13 protein-coding genes are annotated in these 18,184 nt (G+C 55.3%); 12 read left to right on the top strand and 1 reads right to left on the bottom strand.

The window, feature by feature from the left end; all coding sequences use genetic code 11:
- Positions 1–2,738 (bottom strand): hypothetical protein (locus JE47_RS0105430; RefSeq protein ID WP_031458778.1); only part of this gene is annotated, 2,738 nt, incomplete at its 3' end.
- A gap of 475 nt (positions 2,739–3,213) precedes the next feature.
- On the opposite strand from JE47_RS0105430, the gene JE47_RS0105435 reads away from it, so the two are divergent.
- From JE47_RS0105435 to JE47_RS0105490, 12 genes are all read left to right on the top strand, one after another.
- Positions 3,214–3,522 (top strand): ArsR/SmtB family transcription factor, encoded by a 309-nt coding sequence (locus JE47_RS0105435; RefSeq protein WP_031458779.1) that lies wholly within the window; start codon positions 3,214–3,216, stop codon positions 3,520–3,522.
- A gap of 364 nt (positions 3,523–3,886) precedes the next feature.
- Positions 3,887–5,029, top strand: coding sequence for a CpXC domain-containing protein (locus tag JE47_RS0105440; protein WP_031458780.1), 1,143 nt, complete (start codon positions 3,887–3,889; stop codon positions 5,027–5,029).
- Between the two features lie 15 nt (positions 5,030–5,044).
- Positions 5,045–6,148 (top strand): glycine cleavage system aminomethyltransferase GcvT, encoded by a 1,104-nt coding sequence (gene gcvT / locus JE47_RS0105445; RefSeq protein ID WP_031458781.1) that lies wholly within the window; start codon positions 5,045–5,047, stop codon positions 6,146–6,148.
- A gap of 11 nt (positions 6,149–6,159) precedes the next feature.
- A complete protein-coding gene (gcvH, locus tag JE47_RS0105450) occupies positions 6,160–6,549 on the top strand; it encodes a glycine cleavage system protein GcvH (protein WP_031458782.1) in 390 nt (129 codons plus the stop codon).
- Positions 6,550–6,568: 19 nt separating this feature from the next.
- Positions 6,569–7,906, top strand: a complete 1,338-nt coding sequence (gene gcvPA, locus JE47_RS0105455) for an aminomethyl-transferring glycine dehydrogenase subunit GcvPA (protein WP_031458783.1) — start codon at positions 6,569–6,571, stop codon at positions 7,904–7,906.
- Between the two features lie 26 nt (positions 7,907–7,932).
- A complete protein-coding gene (locus JE47_RS0105460) occupies positions 7,933–8,919 on the top strand; it encodes a phosphotransferase family protein (RefSeq protein ID WP_031458784.1) in 987 nt (328 codons plus the stop codon).
- Positions 8,912–10,387, top strand: coding sequence for an aminomethyl-transferring glycine dehydrogenase subunit GcvPB (gcvPB, locus tag JE47_RS0105465; protein WP_031458785.1), 1,476 nt, complete (start codon positions 8,912–8,914; stop codon positions 10,385–10,387). The genes JE47_RS0105460 and gcvPB overlap by 8 nt, the downstream gene beginning before the upstream one ends.
- Positions 10,388–10,641: 254 nt before the next feature.
- The gene (locus tag JE47_RS0105470; RefSeq protein WP_031458786.1) at positions 10,642–11,331 is read left to right on the top strand and encodes a lysophospholipid acyltransferase family protein; all 690 of its coding nucleotides are present in this window, start codon (positions 10,642–10,644) and stop codon (positions 11,329–11,331) included.
- Between the two features lie 73 nt (positions 11,332–11,404).
- Complete coding sequence (locus tag JE47_RS0105475) at positions 11,405–14,023, top strand: hybrid sensor histidine kinase/response regulator (RefSeq protein ID WP_031458787.1); 2,619 nt, start codon at positions 11,405–11,407, stop codon at positions 14,021–14,023.
- 49 nt (positions 14,024–14,072) lie between these two features.
- The gene (locus JE47_RS0105480) at positions 14,073–15,509 is read left to right on the top strand and encodes a cryptochrome/photolyase family protein (RefSeq protein ID WP_031458788.1); all 1,437 of its coding nucleotides are present in this window, start codon (positions 14,073–14,075) and stop codon (positions 15,507–15,509) included.
- Positions 15,502–16,359, top strand: coding sequence for a retropepsin-like aspartic protease (locus tag JE47_RS0105485; protein ID WP_031458789.1), 858 nt, complete (start codon positions 15,502–15,504; stop codon positions 16,357–16,359). Before JE47_RS0105480 ends, JE47_RS0105485 begins: the two co-directional genes overlap by 8 nt.
- A 24-nt stretch (positions 16,360–16,383) precedes the next feature.
- Positions 16,384–18,084 (top strand): collagenase, encoded by a 1,701-nt coding sequence (locus tag JE47_RS0105490; RefSeq protein WP_031458790.1) that lies wholly within the window; start codon positions 16,384–16,386, stop codon positions 18,082–18,084.
- The last annotated feature ends 100 nt before the right edge of the window (positions 18,085–18,184 follow it).

Here is an 18,184-nt window from a genome sequence, read left to right on the forward strand (position 1 = left end):
CGCTCGGCAACAACGCCCAGCCCGAGGCAGGCACGCGCACGGGTGTCAGGCGCGGCGCCGGGCATATCGAGCGCCTGCCGATACCACTGCGCCGCCTCCGCCCACTGCTGCTGCCGCTCGGCGACAATGCCCAGCCCGAGGCAGGCAGCCGCACGGGTCGCGGGCGCGGCGCCGGGCATATCGAGCGCCTGCCGACGCCACCGCGCCGCCTCCGCCCACTGCCGCTGTGCTGCGGCGACATACCCCAGCTCGAGGCAGGCACGCGCACGGGTCGCGGGCGCGGCGCCGGGCATATCGAGCACCTGCTGATACCGCTGCGCCGCCTCCGCCCACTGCTGCTGGCTCTCGGCAACAATGGCGCGATGAAGCGCCAGCAGCAGCGCTTTGTTTGCGTCATCACCGCGCCGTTCCGCAGCGGCCAGCCCGGCTTCGAGCCATGTGAGCAAACAATAATCGTACATGATATACCAGTATGAGAAGTATGCATTGGCATAGATAACCAGTTCACGATCAAGATCCGGCGCCCTCTCCTGCGCTATTGCCTGGCTCTTGCGGATTGCCGCCCAATCACGCTCGAAGAGCGTCTGCGCTGTCACGTCTGATTCCTCGCTGTACTGCTGAGCCTTCTGCGCGTAGTGACGGGCGAAGGCGTCGCCGACCGCCTGTTGCTGATCGGGCGGCATTTGGCGGAAGGCATCCTGCGCGTGGGCGCGCACAATTGAGTAACGGACTTCGTAACGATGCGCCTCGACCTGGCGCAGGAGGCTCATCGCCAGGAAGTCAACAAGTTTCTTATCATCCACGGTGTCAACAATCGGTGCGAGGACCTGGCAAGCATCCGCTACATCGAACGAACCGGGAAAGATGCCGAGTCCGGCATACAGCGCCCGATCCTGCGCACTCAGACTCTCAATGATCTGCGCGAGGGCGCGCGTGGCCACAGGCTCCCATTCGTCAGAGGAGCCGAGGGAAGTATTATGATTGCCTGGAGTGTACTGAATAATTCCGAGGACAGAGGCGCTCAATCGCAAGAGCAGGACCGGCGCTTGTTCAGCAGTTGATTCGAGAAGCGCATCGCGGCAGCGACGCAGATGGATCGCCTCTGTCGCCAACGCGCTGACGATTGCCTGGCGCTCCGCCTGATCGCTCGCAGCACGGAAACGGGCTTCGGTCTGATCGGCAAGGTCGGCAAAGAAGGCGGCATACCGCGCAACGACCTCTTGCGGCTCATCGGGCGATTGATGCAGTAACGTGCGCGCGAATAATGCGATCGGGTCGTACAGGTAGAAGCGTTGGGAATCAGGCGCCCGCTCCACCAGACCACTCCGCAGGAGTTGCCTGAAGGTCTCGTCAGTTCCACTCCCAACGGTGACCGCCAGACGTTCGTCGAAATGAAGGCCGCTAAAGATAGCCAGCGACCGGAACATTCGTTGGGCATCCTCGGTCAACCGAACATAGCTGAGGCGAAAGACCTCTTCAACCGTTGCCCGGTTGGGTTCAGCACTATAGGGCAGCTGTAGCAGCCGGTTGAGAAACGCGCTGAATGTCCATGCGCCGGCCGCGTGGTCATGTTCCAGTTGAGAAAGATAACGTACAGCCGCTTCGAGACTCCCGCCATCTTCGGCTTCATTCTTCAACATCCGGCTGAGCACCAGCACCACAAGGGGAATGCCGCTGCCAAGCCGATGAATGCGCTGACAGACAGATCTGCCGTCGGGCGAGTCAGGATTCCATGAAATTGTCTGATCTGCTGGCCACTCCTTCTTGATGATGCGCTGTGACTCCGGCTCGTCCATCGGTTTCAGTCGAAGCTGAGGCATGCGCCGCAGTTTATAAAGCGGGTGTTCGGGCCGGGTAATGACTAGCAGCGCATTGCCCTCTGGTGGCTCAAATGCGCTTAAGTCCGCCGTATTAGGAGGATTGTCAATAATGATCAGTCGGTGTTGCCCGATCAGCGACCGGACGTATAACCTCTGTAAGAAATCTGTTACGTCAGGATCGTCTTTTTGAGCCGTCAGGCGCTCGAATTGCCTGGCTCGATCTTCTTCGCTGGCAGGCAGGCCAAGGCCCTGGTTGATCTGTTTGTTGTCAATCCCGGCGCCGACAAGGAAGCGAAACAAGACCTGGGCTGTTGTGTCACTGGCATGTTCAGGGTAGATGCCCGCAGCGTCAAAGTAGAAACGACCGCCAGGGTAAGCCTGTCTGATCCGCCGGTCATAACTGGTAAATAGTGCCAGCGACGTTTTCCCAATGCCGCCAATCCCGGTCACCACCGCAACTGGCACGCTCGCCGGACGAAACAGCCGCCGGAAGGTAATGGCATGGAGGAATGCCTTGAGCGCAGACTGTTTCGGCACGGTCAGGATCATGTCTGTCAGCGCCCGCTGCTCTTTCTGCCGGGTCGCCGGTATGAACTCACGAGCCTTCGGATCGTCACTGAGATTTTCAGGCAACTGCAAAAGACGGATGGTAGAGGCTTCCTTGAAACCGGATAGATCAGCATTCTCAGGCTGCTGTCCGCGATATTGCTGGTAGGCAATCCAGATCGCGCCCGCTGCCATAAAAGCGAAGATCAGGATGCTGGCGACGATAAAGCGAAGCGGATCGGCATTGTACATCTGCACGATCCAATCCCGAAGGGAATCGCCAAACAGTTGCACTGCGTTCGCAACGACGAAAGCTGTGATGGTAAGGATTGACGCCACTACCACATAAGGAGGAAACTTCTGTGCATTCATATCTGATCTTCGCGGGATTCATAACGAAAGCACAATCTTTCTTCCCTGTTTATTCTAGCATAGTCCATCCAAATAGCAATGGTCATTTCGACCAGACGCGAAACACAACTTATAACCAGCAGCCGTTTCATCGCGCTGTGCGAGCATGAACATACTAACATTGCCAAATCCGACCTAACGGGATACTAGGGTGTCGAAGGATACCCGATTCAAAGACAAATCTGTAGCATAGTTCAAGCAGCATCAGCTTGCTGTGTTGATATGTGAATCCCTATCGATACTGTACATCAGGGGTCTGAATAACGGCAAGCGAGGGCGTTCTCCAGCTATTCGGATAGGTTCTGAGTGCAGAAGCGCGGGCCTATAGCCCGCACTCCTAGACAAGAGACATTTTTCAGGCACACTTTCGTTTTTCCTCTTGACAGCACCCCGTTTTTCGTCGTACAGTAAAACACACGCGGAAAGGAGGCCGACGATGGCCATGGCACAACAACGTGCTCTTGAACCAGATGACCGTCGCTTAGCGTTGCTCTGTAAGGCGCTTAGCCATCCTGCGCGTATTCAGATTCTCCGCTACATCCTCCGACACCCCGGTTGTATCGGTAACCAGATTCTGCTTCACATGCCCGATGATGGCCCTCATGCCCAGTCAACAATCTCGCAACATCTGCGCGTCTTACGTGATGCCGGATTGATAGAGACGTATGATGATGGGGCGGCGGTCTGCCATTATGTCAATCCTGATAGTCTGGTCTGGTTACGAGCATATTTAGAGCAGTTGTGATCAGTGTTCTGCATACCACTTCTGGCGCGAGAAAGCAAGTATCATGGCGTCTGTGTACCGCACCGCTCCAATCTGTTTACCGCATTCCGCTCGCTAACCCATGAGGTTGCGCGCACGAGACCCGCTGGTCGCGACCTGGATAGAACGCAGCGTCACTGTAGCCCCCATTGTGGTAATCAGCGACTGACACGGGCCGTCGTGTCCTTTACAGGTTGACCCAACAGGCGAGTTAAGACTACAACGCTTTCAACGGTGTATTCGACCATCTTTAGCTCCTGCTACACCTCTCCACGCAATACCACAGCGTGACTGATGGTACAATACAGTGGTAAGGAATAACTGATCGGCAAAGGTGTAAAGCACTATGCCCATCTCGTACCGCGAGCAGGCCCAATTGACGTGTCCGCACTGTGGTGCTGATTTTGAAGCCGAGGTCTGGCTGATTATTGATACTGCTGAAGAGCCAGAAGCTGCCGCTGCTCTGCGGCGGGAAGAACTGAATCTAGTTGCATGCCCCCACTGTGGCAAGCAAGGTCCTGCTGGAGCACCGCTGCTGTACCACGATGCGCAGGCCCGACGGGTGATGTTTGCACCTGCTCCGGGTTCAAGCGATTACGAGATTCGCGAACAGGCTCGCGATCTACATGCCCTGCTGGTTGGTTCGATAGAACCCGAACAGCGACGCCCCTATCTGGCCGATGTCGATATTGCCCAAGATATGAGTGGTTTGGCGCTGCTGCTGCGCCGTCTTGACGCCCGCCGGTCGCCGCAACCGCCCTCAGCACCACCCTCGTCACCAGCACCACCAGCAGAACGTTCACCGCTAATGACGGCGATAGAGGCCCTGCTAGCCGCCGATTCCGACGCCGAGCTAGAACAAGTTCTGGCACAGCACCCCGAATTGCTCGATCCGGCAGCGTTAGCTACGCTCAATCAGTTGGCCGAGGTGGCCGTTGCTCAGGGTGAACGAGCCATTGCCCAGAGCTTACGCCAGGCCCGTGACATCCTGGCGCGGATGAGTCATTACGAGGTAGCCGAGCGATTAACGACGATTCCGCCAGCCGCGCTGCAAGAGTTGCTGAATGCCCACAGCGATACCGAACTCGAACAGGTGGTTGCTCGCCATCCGCTTCTGCTACGCCCTGAAGTTGATCAGTTGCTGGCAGAGGAGATTGAAGCGGCACTGGCTGCTGATGCCGAACGGCTCGCCCAGATGTTAGAAACACGCCGGGCAATGTTGGCAGCGCTGCGCAGTGCTCCTGCTGCAGAAGCTGAAACTGACCTGGAAGCAGCGATTGAAGCTCTGCTGGTCGCTGAAGATGAAGAGACGATTGCCCAAGTCCTGGACGATTACCCCGTCCTGCTGAGTGAAACTGCTGAACATGCCCTTTGGGAATTTGCAGCGGAAGCAAAAGCCGGTGGCGATGAAGAGTTGGCCCGCCACGCGATAGCTTGCCGTGAACTACTGCGCCGTGTGCGCACCGGATTGGAAGAAGACCGTTCATAATCGACGGGAACACGTATGTTGAAACGAACTCCGCTCTACAACGCGCACATAGCTATGGGTGCGCGCATGGTCGAATTTGGTGGTTGGGAGATGCCGGTACAATACCGTGGCATCATCGAAGAACACCACGCCGTTCGTAACCGGGCCGGATTGTTCGACATCAGTCATATGGGCCGGTTTATGGTACGTGGGCCACAAGCCGAACACTTCTTGCAGCGAATGGTTACCTGCGATGTACACGCAATTCCACTTGGCCAGGCAAGTTATGGTCTGCTTTGTCGCCCCGATGGTGGCATTATCGATGATGTCTTTCTCTATCACTTGCCCGATGAGTTTATGGTCGTGGTGAACGCTGCTAATCGGGCCAAAGACTGGGACTGGTTCCAGCAACATATCGATGGGTTTGAGGTGGAAATTGAAGATCGTTCCGACCGATGGGCGATGCTGGCGCTCCAGGGACCACAGGCTGAACATCTGTTGGCAGGAGCAGAGGACTCAACAACCGCCGATATTGGCTCGCTACCGTTTCACGGAGTAGCAATGACGACGATCTTCGGGCAGAATGCTTTGATCGCCCGTACCGGTTATACTGGTGAAGATGGTTTTGAAATCTTTTTTGAAGCCACCCACGCTGAACGTTTCTGGTATGGCCTATTGGCCCTCGGCGGAAACGCTGTACAGGCTTGTGGTCTTGGTGCGCGTGATAGTCTACGCTTTGAAGCCTGTCTTGCCCTCTATGGACACGAGATCGACGAGACGACGAACCCGTATGAAGCACGCCTGGGCTGGGTGGTCAAACTTGACAAAGGTGATTTTATCGGTCGCGAGGCGTTGCAGGCTATCAAGCAGACGGGCGTAAGCCGACGTCTGATCGGGTTTGAGATGGTTGGGAAAGGGATCGCCCGCGCCGGTTACCAGGTACAACGGCTAAACGGTGAGCCGGTTGGTTTTGTTACTAGCGGTATGCCCTCGCCGACATTGGGGCGTCCCCTGGGTATGGCATACGTTCCAACTGATCTCAGCAGTGAAGGAAGCGAATTTGATATTATCGTCCGTGAACGTCCAGTACGGGCACGTGTCGTCAAGATGCCTTTCTATAAGCCGCGCTACAAGCGCTAGAGGAGTTCACCATGGCTTACAAAACTCCAGCCGATTTACGGTATGCAAAAACTCATGAGTGGGTTCGGCAAGAGGGGGAAGAGGTTGTGATTGGGATTACTGATTACGCCCAACACGCACTCGGTGACGTGGTGTACATCGAATTGCCAGCCGTTGGCTCGACTATCACTGCCGGCGAGAGCTTCGGTATTGTTGAGTCGGTGAAGGCGAGTTCCGATTTGTATGCACCGGTCAGTGGTGAGGTCGTGGCAGTGAATACTGCCCTGGAGAGCGATCAAGCACCGATCAACAGCGATCCGTATGGTGCGGGCTGGATGTTGCGCGTGCGTCCGAGTGGTGAGAGTGTAGAATTGCTTGATGCTGAAGAGTATGCAGCATTTGTTGCTGAAATCGAACATTAGAAACTAGATGGAATGTCGTATGACTCACTATATTCCGATCACTGATGCTGATCGTCAAGAGATGTTGCGGGCAATCGGTGTTGAGAAGATAGAAGACCTCTTTACCGATGTACCGGCTGATTATCGCTTTCCACCGCTTGAGTTACCGCCACCATTATCAGAACCCGAACTGATGGCTGAACTCAACCGGCTGAGTGAAACAAATGCCCATACCCGTCGCTACAGCATCTTCCTTGGCGCTGGCGCATACAACCACTTTGTACCAGCCGCCGTCGACCAGATTCTGCGCCGTGGCGAGTATTACACAGCCTACACACCATACCAACCAGAGATCAGTCAGGGGACATTGCAGGCGATCTTTGAGTATCAGAGTTTGATCTGTGCCCTGACCGGGATGGAAATCGCCAACGCTTCGCACTATGATGGCGCAACAGCGCTGGCTGAGTCGGCCATCATGGCCCTCAACGTGGTACGAAACCGACGTAAGATTGTGGTTGCCCGTGGTGTCCATCCCCAGTATCGCGCCGTGCTACGCACCTACCTGCAAGGTCTGGATGTGACGATTGTCGGTGATGAGAACCCTAACGCGACCATCGCCGACGCTGTTGCGCAGGTCGATGAGCAGACGGCACTACTGATCGTACAGAACCCCGATTTCTTGGGAAGATTGCACGACTTACGTGGCCTGGGAGCGCAGGTACAGGCGCGAGGAGCACTGCTAGCCGTGCATTTTGATCCCATCGCATTGGGATTGTTCCAAACCCCTGCCGAAGCTGGCGCCGATATTGCTACCGGCGAGGGACAGCCGCTAGGGTTGGGATTGGCATTTGGTGGGCCGTATCTCGGTATCTTTACCACGCGCCAGAAATACGTACACAAGATCGCCGGTCGGATTGTAGGTGTCACGAAGGATGTCGATGGCCGAATGGCCTACGTACTCACACTGCGAGCACGCGAGCAGGATATTCGCCGCGAGCGGGCGACGAGCAATATCTGCACGAATCAGGGCTTGATGGCTCTGGCCTCAGCGGTGTATATGTCGCTCATGGGGAAACGCGGTATGCGCAAGGTGGCCGAGATCACGTATCACCGTGCTCATTACGCAGCACGCCGCATTGCCGATCTGCCTGATTACCGTGTGCTTACCGATCAGCCGTTCTTCCGCGAATTTGTAGTGCAATGCCCTCGTCCGGTAGCCGAGATCAACGCTGCATTGCGTGAACAGGGTATCATCGGTGGCTATGATTTGAGCAACGATGAACCACAACTGGGGAACGCGATGCTAGTAGCAGTGACCGAAATGAATACACCGGTGGAGATAGATCGCTTCGTCGCAGCACTGGCCGCAGCCGCTTGACGGTCTGCCGGCCTATGGTTAGGGGTATGATCGAAGACGTTTCATTGCTCCAAATCGAACGGATCGTTTCCCGCGCCCTACCGGGAACGCGGATACGTGACGTTGCGCCGCTTGGTACGCGCAGCCTGCTGGTTACGGCAAGTGACCGTCAGTTTGTGCTGCGATTGCCGGCTGGCGTCGATCGCTGGGCCGGTGAAGCGCTCCAGACCGAAGCCCTCGCCCTGCGCACGTTACAGGCTGAGATCGATCTACCACTGCCTTCGGTTTTAGGGGAAACCCCGGCAGTTGGCGATGATCCACCAGCATTAGCCTTAAGCTACCTGTCCGGTACTCCCCTATCAGAGATAATCACTGCCATCGACGAGGAATCGCGCTTTGCCATCGGTCAGGCGCTGGCAATGGTCATGGCGCGGGTTCACAGCTACCAGGCGCCATACTACGGTCCATTACAGCCCGATGCTCTCCCTACCCCGACGACCCAATCACCTGTTCCTGGCGCCGACATCACCTATCTTCAGCAACGGGTTGCATTGGCGGCCAGCGCAGCAGTTGACCAGAACCTAATGACAACCGAACAGCGCGATTGGCTGATGCGCCGTCTCGCCGAGTGGCTCACCACAACTGCCCGACCGGCATGCCTTGTCCACGGAGATCTGCATCCGCGCCGCCTCATTGTCCGTCGACGTGAACGAGACTGGCGATTAGTGGGGGTGGTTGGTTGGGGTTTCGCCCAGACCTGGCGACCAGGATGGGATCACGCAACACTTCAGATCAATTTTGCCGATCCCGACTATTTTGGTCTGCGGGTCGGCTATGGCACTACGTACAACGACACAACGGATCGTCGCTATGATCAGGTACGCGAGTTTGCCATCCTTCCGTACCGCATCACAATCTTGCTTGAGCGTGATGCGGTGGAACTGGCCCTGCACATTGCCACCGGCCTTGATGCAGTTCAGTCGCCGCCAATCGTAGCGACGCCTGATGAGAATGGAGCAAACAGCTATGAATAACGAAGAACCACCAATCTTTACCTATTCGCAGCCGGGAAAGATTGGCGTCAATCTGCCAGCAGTCGGTGTGGAACCGGCTCCCATCCCTGAACATCTGCTCCGCCAGGATGATCTGGCGGGTTTTCCCGAACTAACTGAACCAGAAGTCATTCGCCATTTCACCCGGATGAGCCAGCGCAACTATGCGATTGACACTGGGTTCTATCCGCTTGGTTCGTGCACGATGAAATACAACCCCAAACTGCACGAAGAAGCGGCTCGGCTGCCTGGCTTCGCCGCCGCGCATCCGCTGCAAGATGAAGAACTCAGTCAGGGTGCCCTGCAATTGATGTACGAATTGCAAAATTATCTTGCCGAGATCAGTGGGTTTGCTGCGGTCAGTCTACAACCAGCCGCTGGTGCTCAGGGAGAGCTGACCGGTATTCTGGTCTTTCGTGCCTACCACCTCGACCGTGGCGATACGCAGCGTACTGAAATCCTGGTGCCTGACTCGGCTCACGGTACTAACCCTGCCACGGCGGCAATGGCTGGGTTGAAGGTTGTTGAGCTGAAAAGTGATGCACGTGGCAACGTCGATCTCGACGATCTGAAAGCCAAACTATCACCGCGTACCGCCGGGATGATGCTTACCAATCCCAATACCCTCGGCCTGTTTGAAGAGCATATTGTCGAGATTTGCCGTCTGGTTCACGAGGCTGGCGGGTTGATGTATGGCGATGGTGCGAACTTTAATGCGATTCTAGGCATCGCCAAGCCAGGCGAACTAGGTTTTGACTTCATGCACTATAACCTGCACAAAACCTTCACGACTCCTCACGGCGGTGGCGGCCCTGGTTCAGGCGCTGTTGGTTGTACTGCTGAACTGGCCCCCTTCCTTCCCGGCCCGCGAGTACGGCAGCGGGATGATGGCCGCTACGAGTTCTTTACCCCTGAAAAGAGCATTGGCCGGATGAAGGCCTTTCACGGCAACTTTGGCATGTTGGTACGGGCCTGGGCTTATATCCGTTCGATGGGTGCCACCGGTTTGCGGGCAGTCAGTGAAACTGCGGTGCTCAATGCAAACTATGTACGGGTGATGCTCAAAGATATTTATCCACAGGCGATTGATCGCATCTGTATGCACGAAGTGGTGCTGCGCGGCCAGATCGCCGGTGCGCCTAAAGATGTACGAACGCTCGACATTGCCAAGCGGTTGATCGATTACGGATTCCATCCGCCGACGATCTACTTCCCGCTGATCGTCCCAGAAGCGTTGATGATCGAACCAACCGAGACCGAGAGTAAACAGACGCTCGATCGCTTTATCGCGACAATGCGTAAAATTGCCGGCGAAGCGGTCGAGACACCCGAAGTATTGCATGCCGCACCCACGAAAGCGCCAGTGCGACGTCTCGACGAAGTACGTGCTGCTCGTCAACCGATTTTGCGGTATGACGCTGCTGCGATTGCTCGCCTGCAAAGCGAATGATTGCGACTGTATAACAGGGGCGGATCTGGAGTCCGCCCCATAGTGGCTTACCATTTTGCAAGATACAAGATAGCGACGAAATACCAAACGTTTCCTGGGATAAGATGCCCTTGCGATTTGCAGAAACAATACTCTCGCCAGGAATGATAGCGGGTAGTATAATATCTAGTGATATCTGCGCATTTTATTTAGTACCGGCATTTCTCGTCGTCTGATGAAGAGGATGAGAGTACGAGAGGTATAGGGAAGGGGCTATGAGTCTCTACCGCAGCCGCCACATTGCGGCCCGTTTTGTGCCGACGCTGTTTAGAATGTTTGTGCGCCTATACGTGCGACCACGAGTTGAAGGGATTGAGCACGTTCCCCTGGAAGGCGCATGCATCATCGCAGCCAATCATACCAGCCATGCAGACACAGCGGTTATTTATTCGGTGCTACCCCGTGAAGTACGTGCCCGCTTTGTAGCCGCTGCCGCTCAAGATTACTTCTTCCAGGGTGGAATCATGCAGTTTCTCTCACGTATCCTATTTAACGCTATTCCCATAGCCCGTGATCGCCGTGGTGGACAAGACCCACTCCGTCATGCGGCTCGTGCTCTGCGTGAAGGATATGCGTTGTTGCTGTTTCCTGAAGGTACCCGCAGCAAAACCGGTGAAATTGGCCCATTTCGGAGTGGTATTGGTCGTCTCATTGCCGAATTTCCCGGTACACCAGTGATTCCGACCTATGTCGGAGGGACTCATCGGGTCATGCCGAAAGGAAAAGTGATTCCTCGTCCTTATCGCGTAACCGTTCGGTTTGGCGAACCGTTATACCTGAAGGCGCATCCCAAGCTGCGTGCAACCTGGCAGACTGCTGCTGATGAAGTGCGTGAAGCGATTATCCAGTTAAGTGGGGTAACCGTAGCCCACAGCATCGGCGCCGCACCCGATCAGGGTGAATAGCCCACTCTTTCACCTTCCTAGATCGGGGGCAGTCTGCGACGCGATAGTCATCAGTTCTCAGGGAGAAAGATGCATGACTGCTTTTCCCGATCCCCCTTCCGCAACGAAAGACTATCTACACCAGCATAGGTATCAACTTTTACGTGAGCTGATCGGGCTACTCCTGTTGATGGTGTTCAGCTATACGATTCTCGTACCTATCGATCCAACGCTGATCCCATTACGTCTGCTCATCGTTGTTCCACTTCTGGTTGTACTTCTTAGTTCATTACGATTGTTACAAAACAATTCTCTACGTGCTGCGGGTATCCTGGCTGTCGGCGCCCTCTGGCTAACGTTGATCGTCGCAGCGTTCATTGGTGGTGGGCTGCAATCACCAGCCTTTGTCGCTTTACCATTAGTTGTGATTATTTCCGGTATCTTGCTTGGTCAGCGTGGCGCCTGGCTGATAACAGTTCTCTCTATTGCGGTTAGTGCAGTGTTTGTCTATGCTGACGATCTTCTTCCACCCCATCCTGCTTCATCATCAGCGCTGTTTTGGTTCGTTACCTACATCTTCTACTTTCTCCTGGCGGCCCGTACTATCACGCATGTCATCAGTCATTTCTCCCGATCAATTCGGGAGGCGCAAAGAGAACTAAACGAACGTGAAATTGTTGAGCAACGGTTACGTATCTCGGAAGAAAAACTTGCCCGCCTGTTCGATTCCACACCGTTTGCGACGCTGATAGTACGTCTCGCCGATAACCTGATTCTGAACGCAAACGCGACCTGTCGTGAATTTTTTGAACTAAGCAGCGATCAGCTTATCAAGCAGCGGATCGATGAACTCGATTGGTCTCAATTACCTGCACAATGGTCAACCATTGTCAACACATTGCATCAGCAGGGAACGATCAGGGACGTGGAGTTCAGTTTTTGCCGTCAAGATGGAACAACGCATTTTGTGCAGTTGGCCGCCGAGATCGTTGAGTTGCCGGAAGGGTTATGCGCGGTCATTGCGTTTCAAGATGTTACGCCACTCCGCCGTGCGAATGAACGACTGGCCGAGCTGGCTGCCCAACAGGAACAGTTGGCGACCCTGGCTCGTGAAGCATTGGCTCATACGGATCTCGACACACTCTTTTCGGCTGCAATGAGTCAGACTGCGCAGACACTCCATCTCAGCGGGATTGCGTTGATCGACATCGATCCCGATGGTCTTGCTACGGTACGTCAGCGATGGGGTCAGGTACCTGACCAGCCGTTCCCAGATGATTTCTTCCGTCATTTACCCGCTGACCATCCTGGTTGGCGCCAATTACCCTCTGTCCTGGCCGAACGCTGTGCGCCAGAGACACCTCTGCACGGCGCGGTGATCTTTATTCGTGGGCAAGAACGGCGCTTCGGCGCGCTTATCGTGTATGCACCTGCACCGCTTGATACCGGCGCGATCTTCTTTTTGCAAAGTGTGGCAACAGTGTTAGCCGTCGCTATTGAACGCTTTTACACCGAACAGGAACGACGTCGCATCGAAAGTCAGATGCTCCAAACGCAGAAACTTGAGAGTCTTGGCTTACTGGCAGGTGGTATTGCTCACGATTTCAATAATTTGCTGACTGGCATCATCGGACATATCGGCCTGGCTTTACTCGATTTACCACCAAATCACCAGCTGCAGCCCCATCTGACTGCCATCGACCAGGCGGCACAACGGGCGGCTGAGCTGTGTAACCAATTATTGGTGTATGCCGGACGTGGACAACGCTCGTTAGAGATGGTCGATCTCTCAACGCTGGTGCGTGAGATGAGTGATATTTTGCGATTGCCAACCAATCGGAGTAGTAGTGGTCAGATCACCATTCACTACGAGCTTGACAGCAATCTCCCGCCAGTTGTGGTAGAAGCCAGCCAAATCCGGCAGATAGTGTTAAATTTGCTCACAAATGCAATTGAAGCGATCGGAGAGCGAGGTGGAACGGTCACGGTCCGTACTGGTGCGGTCATCCTCACGGCTGCCGATCTCCGTCGCTTGAATCTGATGCCGACCATTCAACCGGGTGAATATGTCACCCTTACCGTATGCGATACCGGTATCGGTATGGATGAAGCTACACAACGACGTATTTTTGATCCTTTCTTTAGCACGAAACCGAAGGGCCATGGGTTAGGACTGGCTGCTGTTCAGGGAATTGTTCGCCGACATCAAGGCGCCATTCAGGTCAATAGTGCGCCGGGGCTTGGTTCAACGTTTACCGTTTACTTACCCGCAACGCGCAAGGCCATATCACCTGCCGCCAAACCTCAAAGCATGCCTATTATTCTGCGCGGAACTGCACTCATTGTCGATGACGAAGCGGCAATCCGAACGACACTGAACCGCATTCTCGAACGAGCCGGTATGGTAACCATAGAGGCAGCGAACGGTCACGGTGCATTGACTCTGTTGACCGAAACAGCACTTGGGATTGATATTGTTCTGGTTGATCTGGCGATGCCGGGTATGAACGGGCTTGAGTTGCTGGCAGCAATTCGCCAACGCTATCCCAAACTACCGGTTTTGCTGATGAGTGGTAATCCCGGGCAAGTAACCGATGATAGCCTCCCGCTCGATCTGTATACTGACTTCATCCCCAAACCGTACCGCTCGCAAGACCTTCTGGAAAAGATGAGTCGTCTATTACAGCGGGTAACATCAGACTATACCAACTAGTCGCCGTATAATGTAAGAATGCTAGCACATATCTTGCAATTGGAGCTGTATGTTAATTCATTGGTTTCGGCGCGATTTACGGTTACGTGATAACACTGCACTGATAGCTGCTGCACACGCCGCTGGTGGGGCAGTCGTGCCGGTGTTTATCTTCGATGATGCAATCTTGAGTGGACGCTTTGCCAGTCCGGCACGTACTCAGTTCCTCCTCGATTGTCTGGCTGCGCTCGATGCCGAGCTACGCACACTTGGGCTGTATCTGGTGGTACGGCGCGGGGAACCGTTGTCTGAGCTAATCGCCCTGCTACGCGAAACCGGTGCAACGGGTGTGACCTGGAACCGCGATTATACCCCATACGCTATCCGTCGGGATCGTGCGATTAAGCAGTCACTACGTGCTGCCGGTTACAGCACGCACAGCTACAAGGATTTGGTCATCTTTGAGATGGATGAAGTGGTGACGGCTGAAGGTCGACCGTATACGGTCTATACACCATACGCAAAGCGCTGGCGAGCACGTTTGGCAACAGAACCGGTGCGCGTGCAAGAGATGTCAGGGTTAGCTACCATTCCTTTACCGCCCAGTAAACCGATTCCTCGACTCACCGAACTGTTTCCAGATGCTCCAGCGGAACTGCCGCGGTTTCCGGCTGGTGAAGCTGTAGCGCTTGCTGCTCTTGATCACTTTGTGCGCGGCCCGCTGATCGACTATGCTCAGGGCCGTGATCGGCTCGCCGCAGCCGGTACATCACGTCTGTCACCTTACCTGCGTATGGGTGTCTTGTCACCACGGCAGTGTCTTTCGGCAGCATTGAATGCGCCACCAGGGCCAGGCCCAGAGAGTTGGATCGGTGAACTGATCTGGCGTGATTTCTACATACAGGTGCTCTATCACTTTCCTCACGCACTCCGTGGGAGCTTCAAACCGGTGTATGATCGCATTGCCTGGCCGAATGATCCAACCCTCTTTGCGGCTTGGCAACAAGGTCAGACCGGCTACCCTATCGTTGATGCAGCGATGCGGCAATTGCAACGTGAAGGCTGGATGCACAATCGCGCTCGCATGATCGTCGCCTCTTTTCTGACCAAAGACCTGCTCGTTGATTGGCGTTGGGGCGAACGCCACTTCATGCACCTGCTGCTTGATGGCGATCCGGCAGCTAATAATGGTGGCTGGCAGTGGGCTGCCGGTACCGGTACCGATGCCCAACCCTACTTTCGCATCTTTAATCCGGTTAGTCAGGGGCAAAAGTTTGATCCCGACGGTGCGTATGTCCGACGTTATGTACCGGAACTGGCTCGTGTCCCAGCGCGTTACATTCACGAGCCACATACCATGCCGCTTGCCGAGCAGATAAGAGCCGGTGTGCAGATCGGACGTGACTATCCGGCGCCAATCGTTGATCATGCGACCCAGCGCAAACGTGCGCTTGAACTCTATCGGGCAGTAACGCACGATAATCCATCGGCAGAACGATATGCTTGACGATCTGACTCAACTCCATTTTCCGGCCAGTGGAATGACCGAGATACCGCTGATCTGGGAGCCGCAGGTGATACGCTGTCGAGCTGCCGGCCCCGGCGGGCGGCCACTCCTCGTCTTGCTTGACACCGGTACTGATCCTTCGGCCATCGACTTAGCGCTGGCACGTCGGCTTGATTTGCGCCTTGGTGATTTTGCCCTCGGCTCTGATGCAACTTCCGACGCGGTACCGTTCACCGAGACGGTTCTGCCGTGGCTGCGCCTCGGTGAGTTGACGCTGCGCAACCTCTACCTCATGGCAGTCGATCTGCAATCGGCGCCGTTCCCGGTTGATCTGGTATTGGGTTACAATGTCCTTCACCGGCTCAATCTGACCATTGACTATGTGAAACAAACAGCTCGGCTCTGTCACCCCGACCTGGCGCCATCACCACCGACAGCGAACGGTGCGACGTTACCACTACACTTCTTCGAGCACTTTCCGGCTCTAACCGCACAGATTATGTCCCCCGATACCGGTACAGCTCTCGATGTATTGCTTACAATAGACACCGGTTCAAACAGTGCGCTGACACTTAGCCCTGATCTTGCTGCCCGTCTTCACCTCAACGAACGACCGGTCCATGCAACTACCGGACACGGTTTCGCTGCCGCAACACCCGTGCTCTGCGGAACAACGGTTGAGATTCAGGTGGGACCGTTTCGCCTATCTGATGTCGAGGTTGATGTACCGGTAACAAATCACGGCGACCTTGGGCGACAGGGCCGGGCGAACATAGGAAACCGGTTCTTGAGTCGGTTTCGTCGGGTTACGCTCGATTATCGGCGAGAAGTTTGTATCCTGGATCGGTGAGCGATCATTATCTGAGCATCATGTATGCGCTTGTGGCTTGCTATCATATTGACAACGATTTTCCTTGTCATACCTAGATCACGGTTAGAGCTGGCAATTGCCCCTGCCCAGCCACCACCGATCCGCACGCCAGCCTGTCCGCAAGCAACCTACGCCAATACCGATGATCTACTGGCTGTATTGCGCCAGGCCAATTACGATTGTACCGAGCAAATCGCGATTGCGCTGCGACCGCGCATCAATCTGGATGATGTTGACCGATTGTTGGATATTGCCACCAGCAGCACCTTTGATACTCGCACCCGTCGTAATGCCCTTCGCATTTTGGGGCGTCTGGCAGAGAGCCAACGAGCAACACGCGCTGCAGAACTTATGAAACAGTTTCGTGCGTCGCAGACTCAGACGGTGGCGATAGAGCTGCTCGAGCGCGAGTACGATAACTTTCTCTTACAAGATGCTGTATGGTTACTCGACAGCATCTACTACCCGAGTCGGCAAGCTGCACCGGCACTGACTCACATCGCGCTTAGCGATACCTATGCGCCAGCACTGCGCTATCGGGCCGCTCGCGCCCGCGCCCGACTAATCGCTGCCGAGCGTGGTCTGATCAGCACAACATCACGACAGTTTCTGATCAATGCCCTTCACAGTGCTGATCCAGGCGTCCGCACTGCTGCCGCCGAAGCGCTTAGCTTTCTCCGCGATGATCAACTCGGCACCCTCGAACCCTGGCAGCAACTAGTAGCCGGTGTGATAGCTACCGCACCACCACTCGCGGTCGCCCAAGATGAGGGCGATCCGCGAGGAAAAGCACTTTTCACCTTCCTGGAGAGCAGCCCAACACCGCTGACTGCACACGCAGCACTGGCCCGCGCCGCCGATAGACTGGCCGGTGAATGGGCAACCGCACCCCGTTGGCATGCATTGAAAACCACTTATGAACAACTGGCCCTACCGGTTGAAGTTGCCACGACAACCGTCAAGCTACGCACCGGCCCAGCCGACACCACCGACAGCACAGAGCTGCTAACCATCGTCGCTCAGACCTATACACTGGCGCGGCAACTGCTTGGGACAGTCGGGGAAACTCCTATTCCTGGTGAGGAACAACAACCGCTACAGGTCTTGATCTTCCCCTCACAGGCAGCGTACCGCGACTATATGCGAGCCTTCACCCCTTTCACAGTCGATGTCGATGGCATCTACGATGCTGCCCAAGGCGTGCTCTACAGTTATCGACGCGGTGTCGGCCAGACTGCGAACTCACTATCTGAAACGCTGCGGCATGAGACGAGTCATGCAGTGACCGCCGCTTATGTCTTTCCTGGTCATTGGCGTAGTCCTGGTTATCACCAGGAACCTAAAGGCTGGTTCGACGAAGGATTTGCCGAAGTTCTTGCCATCCAATCACAGCACGCTAGCAAATTACAACCGCATCCGCGCCACCTCGCTACCATCTGTGGCTTATCCCTGAAACCAGTGTTGGCCGATCTGGTGGCACGTCGTGAAGGTTACGATCAATACGGAACGTTCGATTATCCGGCAGCGTGGGCGCTGGTCTATTTTCTGCTAACCGAACGACCAACAGCTATCACGAATATGACAACAGCCTGGCGCACCGGCAATTACCGTTTGGCCGATTGGCCGCGACTAGGTGGTTGGCGTGATTGGGAGGCTGCCGAAGCTGATTGGCATGCGGCTATAGAGCGCTGGTGCACAGCGTAGGGGAGTGGTAGCGCAGGGACGTATACCGTAAGCGTGTGACAGTGCCACGCCTATTCGTTCATCGTATCTTCCCCTTACCGCTATGTATAATGCGCAATAG

The organism is Chloroflexus sp. MS-G, from assembly GCF_000735195.1.
In the GTDB taxonomy this organism is placed as follows: domain Bacteria; phylum Chloroflexota; class Chloroflexia; order Chloroflexales; family Chloroflexaceae; genus Chloroflexus.